Genomic DNA, 12,091 nt, shown 5'->3' with positions numbered 1-12,091 from the left:
GGGAATAGATGGAAAACTTTGAAAATCCCGCTGACGGGATCGAGTTCAAAGACAACGTGGCCGCGCGCCGCGACCAGGTCCGCGCCGACCTGGATGTCCAGTTTTCGGACGCCGGTGCGCCGGCGGGCGCCATCGGCAAGCCCTTGCCGTTCACTTTCCGCGTGGCCGACTACACGCGGCCGCAGCAGGATGGCGGCGGCATTGAGTTCGTCGACTTCCCCAAGACGCTCGCCGGCGGCGCGATCAAGGGCGCCGGCAGTGCCGTGCGCGGCGTGGGGAAGGTTGCCGAAGGCCTGGGCCGTGTCGGCGTGACGGCGGTGAACCAGGCCTTTGATGCTGGCCTGGAAATCCCCACCAACCCCCTGGAGGGGGCGGCGGATGCAACGCATCGCCTGGGCGAACGCGTGCTGGACTCGCGCACGGAAGAGGCGAAGCGCCGTGAGGCCGACTCGCAACCGGGCGGCGACCTGGACAAGCCGGAAACTTGGACGCTGGGCCGTGACCCGTCAGCATCGGGCTTGGCCCTGCAGGCGTTGAACGCCGGCGGTTCCAGCGCGCTGCCCGTCCTCGCGTCGGTGGCGGCCGGCCCCTTGGGGGTCGGGGCCCGCATGGCCGCAGGCGCTGCTGCTGGCGGCGCCATGGGCGGCGGTAATGCGATCGAGCAGGTGCGAGAAACGATCGACGGCCTGGACGACCAGCAACTGGCCGCCGCATCGTCCGCATATCGAGATCTGATCGCGCAGGGCGTGACGTCGGAGGAAGCGCGCGCTCGCGTGCGCGCCGACGCCGAGAATGCCGCATTTGTGCGCACGCTGCCGGTGTCCGCGGTCGGCGGCGCGGCGACCGGCCGGATCTTGTCGCCGGCGGGCCGCGTGCTTGGCGATCGCGGCGTGGTGGCGCAGACCCTGGGCAAGGCCGCTTTGGCCGGCACCGAGGAAGCCGTCCAGGAGGTCGGCGAGGGGTACGCCACCCAGAAGGGTATCAACGCCGGCGCGGGCATGGCGCTGGACCCGATGGCCGGGTCTTTCGGCAACGCGGCGCTGGGCTTCGTCGCAGGCATGGGGCCGGGCGCTGTGCATGGCGCAACCGAAGGCGTGCGCCACCGTGGCGTGCCTTCGGCGCCGAGCCTCCAGGCGGGCGACGTGATGCACGCCAGCGGCAAGCCGTTCGTGACGGCCAGCGCCGCGCGCCAGCGGGCCGAGGAGCTGGGCGAGGGCGCGCAGGTGCTGCGCTACGAAAACGGGTTCATCGTGCGGCCTGGGGCGGCGGTCGACCAGCAGGCCGTTGGCGCCGCGCCGACGGCAGCAGCGGACAGCGGCGGCACCGACGGCGCGCCGGACGCCGCGCACACGGCGAATGCAGACGGCCAGGCCGCAGGCTTCGCGCCGCGGCAGCAGGTCTACCTGCGGCAGAACGGCCGCGAGCTGCCCGTCGAGTTTCTGGGCGTGGAGAGCAACGCCGCGACCGCGCGCGCCGGCGGCGAGCAGTTGGCCAGAATCCGGACGGCTGACGGGCGCGGCCGCTTCGTGCGGCTGTCTGAACTGTTCGCCGAGCCCATGCCCGGCAACTCGCTGCGCGAGGCCATGGGCGGCCCGGCGGCGCTCGAGGGGCCGGAGGCCTTTCCCGTCCTGGACGGACCAATCCAGCGCGCGGCATTGCCGGCGCCGGACGGGTACGCCGCTGGCGAGGGCTTCGTCGCGCGCGACTCGTGGCGCATGCCCGCCAACGCGCCGCGCGGGATCCGCAACAACAACCCCGGCAACATCCAGAAGGGCGCCGGCTTTCAAGGTGAAGTCGAGGGCAACGATCCGCGCTTTGCCACCTTCGCCACGCCGGAGGATGGTATCCGCGCGATCGGGATGAACCTGCTGACCTACCAGCGCCAGCACGGTCTGGACACTGTGCAAGGCATCCTGAACCGGTGGGCGCCGCCGTCTGAAAACGACACCGGCGCATATGTGGGCCAGGTGGCACGCGCGCTGGGCGTGGAGCCCAACCAGCAGCTGGATCTGAGCGACCCGGCGACGCTGACCGGGTTGACGGCCGCCATCATCCGCCACGAGAACGCCATGCAGCCTTACAACGCGGCGCAGCTGGAGGCAGCGGTAAGCGCCGCGCTGTCCGGTGCGCCGGTGCGGCGCGCGTTGCCGGCCCCGGTCTATCAGGTCGACGGCGAGGGCAAGGCGGCCACCGCCGGCCAGCGTGACGCCGAGCTGGCGCGCCAGGCGGTCATGGGCATGACGCCCGATGTGGTGGCCGCCGGCGTGCGCCATCCTGGCGCTGCAACCGACGCCGCAGCTCACGAGGCGGCCACGTCGCCGACGAACGACCGCCCCGAGCCGACCGACGCCCAGAAGGATGCCGGCAACTACAAGGTCGGACGCACGCGCATCGCCGGCATGGATATCTCCATCGAGAATCCCGAGGGGTCGGAGCGCCACGGCACGTCCCCCGACGGCACCAGTTGGGCCAACCGGATGGCCGGCCACTATGGTTACATCCGCCGGACTCAGGGCGCCGACGGCGACCAGGTGGACGTATTCGTTCGCCCGGGCACCACGTCCGATTTCGCCGGCCCGGTGTTCGTTATTGACCAGGTCGATCCTGCTGGCGGCCGCTTCGACGAATCGAAGGTGATGCTGGGCTACGACACCCGCGAGGACGCCGAGCGCGCCTACCGCGACAGCTACACGCCGGACTGGCGTGGCATGGGCAAGATCACCCAGATGGACGTGCCCACGTTCAAGCGCTGGATCAACGAAGGCGACACGACGAAGCCCGCGTCGGAATCCGGCCTGGGTACGTTGGTGGCCGAGCCCGACATTACCGCCAAGGGCGGCCGCCCCTTCCTGACTCGCGGCGCGGCCCAGCGCGCCGCCACGCTGCACGGGAATGCCGACGTCGAACCGGCGGATGGCGGTTTTGTGGCGCGGCCGCGCACTGGCCAACCCCCGCGAGAGGCGCCGGCACCTTCTGCGGCCGACTTCGCGCGCGGCGCGCGGCGCGACTTCCTGCAGGTGGTGCGCCAGGCCGGCGGCATCCGCCCCGAGTTGGCAGCCGATATCTACGGCGATCGCGCCCACCTGGCCAACCGCCGGGCGCCCGGCCTGTTCCGCCAGGGTGGCATGGACGCCGACCGCCTGGTGGAAGCCATGCAGCAGGCCGGCTACCTGCCGATGGAGGGCGACACCGTCGACCTCGCGGGCACGGCTATGGATCGCGTGCGCGAGGCGCTGGAGGGCGAGGCGGTCTATTCGCTCGAGCAGATGGACGAGGCGGCGCGCCGCGCGTATGCTGAACGCCAGGCCGAACGGTTCAGCGATGCCAAGGATAAAAACAAGCTGGCCGAGGATCTTTTTGGCGCGATCGACGCCATGCCGGCCGATACGACCATGCAGGAGCTGGCGGCGCAATTCGATGCCGCGGTCTACCTGAGCGAGCAAGGAATTACCGATGCCCCTACCCAAGAAGCCATCATCGAGCGAGCCTCAATCCAAGCCGACGGAGACGCCGGAGCATTCGAGCAAGCCGTTAAGTCCCAAGCAGCGGCGCTTGGTCGGCGGGACGATGGCGATCCTCGGCGCCCTGCGCAACAGCCAGGAGCGGGAGGCGATGGAGCAGGCGCAGGAGGTGATCGCCAAGGCGGCCCGCAAGGACTGACCCTCGAAAGCCCGACGCCTGACGGGCTCCGGGCGGCAGCCAATCAGCAGGCCGTCCAGCAGCAACAAGCCACCATCGAGGCCCGAGAGGCCGACCAGCGCGGCGCAGCTGATGCCGCGCGCGACGATTTTGTCCTGACCGGCAGCGACCGGGCGGCCGACCAAGCCGCAGCGCGGGGCCAGCAGGAACTGGCACCGGCCCCGGAAGCCCCCGCCGCGGCAAGCGAGCCGACCGCCCGTCCTGGTGGCCGCATCGAAGATTTCGGCGAGACGCTGCAGGGCGCCCGCAAACACTATGCCGAGCAGTACGCCGAGCGCATGCGCCAGGCCGAGGCGTTGCCGATCCGCGATCACGCCCTGGCCGAGACGTGGCCGGAGCCGAACTACGGCAAGCTCCTCGAGGACGGCGCCGACCCGTTCCTGGTGGCGCTGGTGCACGCCAGCCGCGACGAGGTTCCCAGCAAGCCGCGCAAGGGGTGGAAGCTCAAGGGCTGGGCCGACCAGGTGCAACGGCTGCGCGAATTCTCCGGAGAGCTACTGGGGGGCAGGATCAAGGGCGCCGATGTGCGCGCCATCCTGGACAAGTCGCAGGATCTGCGCGACGTCTACGGGCGGGCCCAGCTGTACGAGGCCGTGGGCCATGACCGATCCCTGCGCGGCGTGTCCCTGCGGGCGGCGGACTACAGCGTTTTTGCCGGCGAGAGGTTCGAGGCGCCGCGCCGGATCTGGACGGTAGAGCGCAAGGCGTCCACCGGCATGGGCAACTGGCCGCAGATCGCCGCCAAGGGCGACAGCGCCGCGGCGGCCATCGCCGACTTCAAGCGCGAGCTGGACAAGCTGGCCGGCGAGCCGGCGCCGGCGCGTGAGGTGCGATTCGATATCTACTCGCGCCCGCGCATGCCTGGCTTTTACATCGGCAAGAAGGTCGGCCGGACCTACATCGACCTGCAGCACTTCGATGACGTCAAGGCCGCCCGCGCCTACCTGGCCGAGAACAAGGAGCTGCTGACCCAACGGCTGGACGAGCTGAAGGACGTCCCGGCGCACCGGCGCGAGACGAACGCGCCGCGGGTGGGCGTGGACCACCGGGATGGTGGTGACGTGACGCCGGCGCAGTTCAGCGATGCCTTCGGCTTTCGTGGGGTGCAGTTCGGCAACTATGTGGAGGGCGGCCGCCGCCAGGCGGATCTGAACGAAGCCTACGATGCCCTGATGGATCTGGCTGGTGTCATCGGCGTGCCGGCGCGCGCGCTGTCGCTCAATGGCGAGCTGGGCCTGGCCTTCGGCGCGCGCGGCGCCGGCGGCAAGGATGCCCCCATGGCGCACTATGAGCCCGGCCAGGTCGTGATCAACCTTACGAAGAAGCGCGGCGCGGGGTCGCTCGCGCATGAATGGTGGCATGGCCTGGACAATTATTTCTCCCGCCGCGGCGGCACGTCGGCGGGCTACGCCTCAGAATCCGGGGCCACTACCGCCGGCATCCGGCCCGCGATGGCCGAGGCCTTCGGGGCGCTCAAGCAGACGATCGGCCTGATCGGCATGCGAGAGCGGTCGCGCAAGCTGGATGAGCGCAAGGCGAAAGACTACTGGTCCACCGGCCGCGAGCTGTCCGCGCGGGCGTTCGAGAGCTATGTGATCGCCAAGCTGGCCGACCAGGGCGCCGCCAACGACTATCTGGCCAACGTGGTGCCGGAGAAGGCCTTCGGCGACGAGCTGGCCTACCCGTACCCGACCGCCGCAGAGATCCCGCAGATCCGGGCGGCGTTCGATCGCTTTTTCCAGACGGTGGAGCAGGTGCCCGGTGAGGATGGCCGGATTGGCCTGGAGAGTCGGGGCGACGGCGGCGACGGTGTCGACCCCGCCGAGGCGCGGCGACTGGCTGCCGACTTCATGGGCAAGTTGCCGGGCGCCGCAGGCCTGCGCGTGTCGGTGGTGGAGCGCGTCGACCAGATTCCCGAGGGGGCGAAACCGTCCGCGATGGCCGAGGGAGCCTACTACCCGGCGGGTGACGGCGGCCGGATCTACCTGGTGGCGGAAAACCTGCCCACGGCGGAGCGCCTGCAGCAGGTGCTGGCGCATGAGGTGGTCGGCCACTTCGGCGTCGAAGCGCTGCTGGGCGATCGCTTCCGCGACGTGCTGGCCGACGTGCGCCGCCTGGCTCGCGCGCCGGATGGCGTGCACATCCCGCGCGACGCGGGCCCGGACCATGCGCATTACGCCACCTTCGAAGCGGTGACGGCGCGCTACCCGGACTATTCGGCCGCCAACCGCGCCCGCGAAGTCCTGGCGCGCATGGCCGAGCAGGGCAAGCGCCCGGTGTTCCTGGAACGTCTCTACGGCATGATCCGCGCCGCGCTGCGGCGGCTGGGCCTGAACCTGCAGTTGAACAACGCCGACATCCGCAAGATGGTCGTCGACGCCGGCCGGTTCTTGCAGCGTGCGCCGGCGGCGCGAGTGAGCGCCGGCATGCAGGAAGCCGCCGCCTCGATGGCGGCCAGCCGCGGGGCGGACACCTCCGGCGCCGCCGTGACGGTGCTGACCGGCGAGGAGCTGGGCGCGGCCGAGCTGGGCGCCAAGGAGCTGCGCGACGCTGCGCGTGCCTGGGCGGCGGAGAACCTGAAAGGGAAAAATTTCGTGAACCGGGCGACCGGCTGGGAAGTGCAGGTCAGCCAACGCGGCATCAAGGAATCGCTGTCACGCAGCGCCCGCATCAGCAAGGTCCAGTCCATGGTGGCATTGCCGGGCTTGATCGAACAGGCCATCCTGGGCCATTCGGAGGCCAATCGCAATAAGCAGCGTGACCCATTCACAAGCCAGGTGCACACGCTGTATGCGCCCGTGGAGATCGCTGGCCAGGACTATCTGGCGCGGCTGGTCGTGAAGGAAAACGCCAACGGTCACCTGTTCTACGACCACGATCTTTCCGACGTGGTGGAAGCAAAGCGCCCCGACAACACGTCCGCCGTAAGCACTCCCGCTTCCAAAGCGGGCGCAGATCGGACGCCGTCAGGGCGAGCCTTTACGGTAGAAGATATCGCGGCGATCGTCAACAGGGAGGGACGGGCCGGCTGGGTGTTCGACCCTGGCGCGCTCGAGTCGCGCCGCCGCCACAAAGAAGCCCCGCCCGCCGCGGGGCTTCGTACTTCTGGGCCCATGGAATCGCGCGCGGCCGCGGCCACCGCCGGCGCGCCGCCGGCGCAGCCGGGTGCGGCCCGAGAGCCCAAACGCGGCGCCAAGGTCGAGCGCCCCGGCGAGACGCTGTCGGACATCGAGCGGCGCCAGCGCAACAAGTTCCTGGGCAAGATCGGCGCGTGGGCGGAGCAGGAACCCATCAAGGCGCGCCTGGCCAAGGCGTCCGATCGCTGGCAGGCGAAGCTGGTGCAGGGGATTTTCGACCAGTTCGCGCCCCTCAAGGGGATCAGCGCCACCGCCTACATGCAGGCGCGCCTATCCAAGGGCGCCGACGGCGCTGCCGAGTACCTGGTGCGACACGGTGCGGTCAAGCTGCAGGACGGCGCGCTCGACACCGCCGGCGGCAAGGGCCTGGCGGAAATCCTGGCCGGCTTGAACGGCGAACACGACCATTTCATGGCCTGGATCGCCGCCAACCGGGCCGAGCGCCTGGCTGCCGAATGGCAGGTGCGGTTCGACAACGGCGTCACCGAGCGCTTTGCAAACGAGGCAGCGGCGCGCGCCGAGGCGGCGAAGTGGCCCGGTGCCATGGCCGAGCCCGCGTCGCGCGAGCGGCTTTTCACGCCCGACGATATCGAGGCCGGCAAGCGCCTGGCTCAGGGCAAGATGGCCGACGGCCGCGATCGCGCCACCGTCTACCGCGAAGCCCTGGCCCAGTTCAACGAGCTGCAGCGCTCCGTCCTGGACGTGGCGCAGGAGGCCGGCCTGGTCGATCCCAGCTCGCGCAAGCTGTGGGAGAGCGAGTTCTATGTGCCGTTTTACCGGGTGATGGAGGACGACGCCACCGGCACCATGGGGCCCGGCCAGATCGGCGGCTTGGTGGGCCAGCACGCATACAAGCGCCTCAAGGGCGGCACGGACAAGCTGGGCGACCTGGTCGCCAACACGGTGTCGAATTGGTCGCATCTGCTGTCGGCCAGCATGAAGAATCTGGCCGCGCAGGGCGCGCTGCAGGAGGCGGAAAAGCTGGGTATCGCCACGCGCGTGCGCCAGGCCGAGCGCGGCAGCGTGCGCGCGATGTTCGCCGGCCAGGAGCGGCACTACCAGGTGTCCGATCCCCTGGTGCTGAACGCCCTGACGGCCTTGCACTATGTCGGCTCCAATGACCCGTTCACCAAGGCGGCGCGCAAGTTCAAGCACGCGCTGACCGTGGGGGTGACCATCAGCCCGACCTTCCGCGTGCGCAACCTGCTGCGCGACACGATCCAAGCGATGGCGATCGACAGCAACCTGTCCACGAACCCGCTGCGCAACCTGGTCGAAGGCTGGAAGGCGACGGGGGCCGAGAGCGACACCTGGCGCCGGCTCATGGCTGGCGGCGGGGCGGTGCGCTTCGGATCCTTCAACGACGGCAACGCCCGCAATGTGAAGCGGCTGGTCGACGAGCTGGGCGCCCATCCCGATGACGTCATCACGTCGCCGGCCGGCATGGGCCGCGCGCTGCGCAAGGCCTTCGACTGGTATCAGGAAACCGGCGACCGATCCGAGACGATCAACCGCGCGGCGATCTACCAGCAGGCACGCAAGGCCGGCCGTAGCCACCTCGAGGCCAGCTACGCCGCCCGCGACCTGATGGACTTCACCGCCGGCGGCACGTTCTCCGCCGTGCGGATGCTGTCGCAGGTGGTGCCATTCTTCAACGCACGCCTGCAGGGCATGTACAAGCTGGGCCGCGGCGCGGCCGCGGATCCTGCCCGGTTCGCCGCGGTGACGGGTGCTGTAGCGATGGCGTCGGCGCTGCTGTACCTGGGCATGAAGGACGACGACGACTACAAACAGCTGCCCGACTGGGCGCGCAATTCGTTCTGGATTACGAAGCTGCCGGGCACGGACCACTTCGTCTACATCCCGAAGCCGTTCGAGATCGGCGCCCTGGGCAGCGTGGTCGAGCGCGGCACCGAGCTGGCCTTTGGCGGGGACGATTTCCGCCTGCGGGACTTCGGCCGTACGGTCGGCGCCATCCTGAGCGAGCAGCTGTCGATGAACCCGGTCCCGCAGCTGGTCAAGCCGGCTATGGAAGCGGCGTTCAACTACGACGCCTTCCGCGAGCGCGACATCGACAGCGTCGGTCAGCAGCGCCTGCCGGCGGGCGATCGCTTCACGGCGTCGACCTCGGCCGGGGCAGTGGCGCTGGGCAAGGCGCTGGGCCTGTCTCCGCAGCGCCTGGAACACCTGGTGCGCGGCTACTTCGGCTGGTTGGGCACTCAGACGCTGAACGTGTCCGATCACCTGGCCAGGCCGCTGTCGGGCCTGCCCGAGAATCCGCGCCGCGACCTGAGCCGCCTGGATAACTGGTTCGTGGTGGGCGATTTCGTGAAGGAATCCGACCCGCGCTCGAGCAAGTACATCCAGCGTTTCCATGACGAGCAGCGCGAAGTCAACCAGGTCTACGCCGCCTTTTCACAGGCGCGCGAGCTGGGTGACCTCGAGCGCGCCCGCGAGCTGGCCGGCGACGACCAGATGCGCCTGCGTGCACTGTTCAAGGCTGCCGACAGCCAGCTGCGGGACGTCAATCTCAAGATCAAGGCGCTCGAGCGGGCCAGCATCCCGGCCGACGAGAAGCGCGCGCAGCTGGACCTGCTGTACCGCGCCCGTAACCGCCTGGCCGCGCTGGCCGACCAGCACGCCCGCAGCGCCCGTCCCTGAGGCCTACCCCCTGATCCAACCACGGCGCGCCCTCAGGCGCGCTTTTCTTTTTCGAGGAGCCATCATGTCCGCATTCAGCCTTTCGGCGCGCAGCCTGCAGCGCCTGGACGGGGTACACCCCCGACTTGTCGAAATCGTCAAACTGGCGATCCAACGCACCGCGGTCGATTTCACTGTGGTCGAGGGTGTGCGCACGCCCGAACGCCAGCGCGAGCTGGTCGCCCAAGGCGCCAGCCAGACGCAGAACAGTCTGCACCTGCAGCAGCAGGACGGCTATGGCCACGCCGTCGACCTGGCGCCGCTGGTCGGTGGCGCGATCCCGTGGAACGACTGGGAGCAATTTCGCCGACTGGCCGACGTCGTCAAGGCCTGCGCGGCCGAGCTGGGCACGCCGGTGGAGTGGGGCGGGGACTGGAAATCGCTCAAGGACGGCCCCCACTTTCAGCTGCCGCGTGGCTGGAAGGCCGCAGCGTGATGGCCGCCGGCGCGAAAGTGGCCGGCCTGCTGGTGGGCTGGCGAGGGTACGCCGCCGCGGCGCTGGTCGGAGCGTTTACCGCGGGGAGTGCTGCCTGGACGGCGCAGGGCTGGCGCTACTCCGCACAGTTGGCCGACCTGCGCGCCGCCCACGCTCAGGAACGAGATGCTCAGGCCCAGGCTACGGTTGCCGCCGTAGAGTCAGTCAGAAATGAAGAAAGGCGGCGCATGGCCGCCGTGGAGATCGCCCGTGATAATGCCCAGAAACAGGCCGCTGCCGCGGCTGCTGATGCTGTTGGCGCTCGTGATGAGCGCGACCGGCTGCGTGCCCGCGCCAACACGTTGGCTCGCGCCGCAGTCACCCGAGATCCCGCCCTTGCCGACGGAAGCCCGTCAGGAGCCGCTGCCGTCGATCTGCTCGCCTACATGTTCGGCCGCGCTGTCGATCGAGCTGAAGCGCTTGCGGGCATTGCAGACCGTGCCCGCATCGCCGGACTGACATGCGAGCGGGTGCATCGTGAGTTGCAGGACCAAGTTGTCACGGGCCCAGAATGACAAAAGCCACCCCAACCGGGGTGGCTTCGCCGACTCGACGTACAGGGCCTGATTAGGCGATATGACGCATCGGGCGTGGCGAGAACGGGAAGGGGCCGGTCGTTGCTAACTGGCTCGCTGCGATCGCGCGCTGCCGCACACGGTCTCTGATCACAAAGACCAGAATCCCCTTGCTTGCCTCGGAGCATTCTGCGAACGAAATACGGCTGATTACCTCGGGGCCATGCTCAAGCACCAAGGCTCCGACGAGTTCGTCGGCAAAGGATTGGGTGACCTCGATACCGCGAAAGTTGATCATCACGTGATGACCGGCCTTCAGTTCGGCGTTGATGTGGTCGCGTATGGGCCGTGCTGTGTGGCGCTGACCAAGCACGGGGCTGCGGCTGAACTCTTTCAGGTAGATGTCCATGGCGTATCCCTGCAAGGATTGGGCGGCGGAGAGCGCCGCCAACAACTCATATTACACAAAATTGATTTCAGGGCCATCCCCGTTTGGTAGGGTGGGTTCGTCGTCGGGGAGAAGTTCGTGGATCTTGATGCTCGCCAACTTTTCTCGTGACAAGTCTATGACTACGCCTACTCCCTGCCAATGTGGGCCGATCGAACGGCGGCGCTGCCATCGCTTTTGTCGGCTACCGGCCCCGTCCGAATGAACGCCGTTACCGCTAAAAATCAAGATGCCCCCGTGTGCCTTCTTTGAGATGCGGGCTGTTGTCGTGAGGCCCACACCCTGATTCTCTGGTTCACCGAACGGCACCACCCCCCTGTTACAACTGACTCGAGGGATGAGCGCTGCCGCGATAGCAGCCACATGGGTTTGTTCCGTCAACGATTTATGGAATCGCAGGGTTTCGAGAAATCCACAACCGTTATCCGTCACTGCAATCTGAACAATGCCGGAAGCCGGGTAGTACTGGGCCGCGACCCAGACGGAGGCATGGCCATATCCTTGTCGCTTCGCGTGGGTCACGGCATTACCCACCAGCTCGCTCAGCGCATATTTGATAGGTACGAAAAGCTCAAAAGCATTCACGGTCGGCTCATCATCCGGCTTTTCTCCGCCACCCAACGTACCCGTTACTGCCCAAGCCAACAGCTCCAGCGCTTCCTCCGCGTCTTCCTCTCGCGCGATCCTGGTCAGTTCGCACATTTTGCCTTTGGGGCTGTGACGCACTTGTGCGCCGAGGTTCACGCCGTCTATGTCAAAGTGCTTAAAAAAATCCATCCGTTGCAGATAGCTGCGCAACTTCTCGCCCAAGAATTCGAAGCGAATCGAGCGGCCCGCCGACTGAACGGACTCGAGCGCACTGGCAAATACGGTCAATCCAAAAGGGTCGATAAAGGTAAGCTCGCTGCAGTCCACAATGAGAGCATCGTCGCAAGCGATAACTTGCTGCATCTGAGCCAGGATCGGCTCCAGATTCTGGGATGTCATCATTCGTGGTAACGAGATTTCTACCGGCATTTTTTGTTGCGCTCTTGTTTTCGGGGAGAGGTCTGCAGTATTTGCAGAATGTTACTCGAATCGGGTCAAGTGCCCAAGCTTGGTGCGACACCTACTTGTT

General features: G+C 68.0%; 5 protein-coding genes. 3 read left to right on the top strand and 2 right to left on the bottom strand.

The window, feature by feature from the left end; genetic code table 11:
• The first annotated feature begins 8 nt into the window (after positions 1-8).
• The 3 genes from AT699_RS17215 to AT699_RS17205 all read left to right on the top strand — a co-directional run bounded on the left by AT699_RS17215 (position 9) and on the right by AT699_RS17205 (position 10,526).
• The gene (locus tag AT699_RS17215) at positions 9-9,497 is read left to right on the top strand and encodes an LPD5 domain-containing protein (protein ID WP_024069255.1); all 9,489 of its coding nucleotides are present in this window, start codon (positions 9-11) and stop codon (positions 9,495-9,497) included.
• A gap of 64 nt (positions 9,498-9,561) precedes the next feature.
• Complete coding sequence (locus AT699_RS17210) at positions 9,562-9,972, top strand: M15 family metallopeptidase (protein WP_024069254.1); 411 nt, start codon at positions 9,562-9,564, stop codon at positions 9,970-9,972.
• Positions 9,972-10,526, top strand: a complete 555-nt coding sequence (locus AT699_RS17205; protein ID WP_058207364.1) for a DUF2514 family protein — start codon at positions 9,972-9,974, stop codon at positions 10,524-10,526. Before AT699_RS17210 ends, AT699_RS17205 begins: the two co-directional genes overlap by 1 nt.
• Positions 10,527-10,578: 52 nt before the next feature.
• Here the strand turns inward: AT699_RS17205 and AT699_RS17200 are convergent, their stop codons facing one another.
• Both AT699_RS17200 and AT699_RS17195 read right to left on the bottom strand, forming a co-directional pair.
• Positions 10,579-10,935 (bottom strand): STAS-like domain-containing protein, encoded by a 357-nt coding sequence (locus AT699_RS17200; RefSeq protein WP_155523068.1) that lies wholly within the window; start codon positions 10,933-10,935, stop codon positions 10,579-10,581.
• 51 nt (positions 10,936-10,986) lie between these two features.
• Positions 10,987-11,991: an STAS domain-containing protein gene (locus tag AT699_RS17195; protein ID WP_024069252.1), complete on the bottom strand. Its 1,005-nt coding sequence runs from the start codon at positions 11,989-11,991 to the stop codon at positions 10,987-10,989.
• Between the last annotated feature and the right edge of the window lie 100 nt (positions 11,992-12,091).

The organism is Achromobacter xylosoxidans (assembly GCF_001457475.1).
GTDB lineage: Bacteria > Pseudomonadota > Gammaproteobacteria > Burkholderiales > Burkholderiaceae_B > Achromobacter > Achromobacter xylosoxidans.
This window is presented reverse-complemented; position numbering and strand designations above follow the sequence as displayed.

Coding starts and splice junctions, on each gene's coding strand:
- AT699_RS17215 (WP_024069255.1), top strand. CDS start 9: ATGGAAAACTTTGAAAATCCCGCTGACGGGATCGAGTTCAAAGACAAC.
- AT699_RS17210 (WP_024069254.1), top strand. CDS start 9,562: ATGTCCGCATTCAGCCTTTCGGCGCGCAGCCTGCAGCGCCTGGACGGG.
- AT699_RS17205 (WP_058207364.1), top strand. CDS start 9,972: ATGGCCGCCGGCGCGAAAGTGGCCGGCCTGCTGGTGGGCTGGCGAGGG.
- AT699_RS17200 (WP_155523068.1), bottom strand. CDS start 10,935: ATGGACATCTACCTGAAAGAGTTCAGCCGCAGCCCCGTGCTTGGTCAG.
- AT699_RS17195 (WP_024069252.1), bottom strand. CDS start 11,991: ATGCCGGTAGAAATCTCGTTACCACGAATGATGACATCCCAGAATCTG.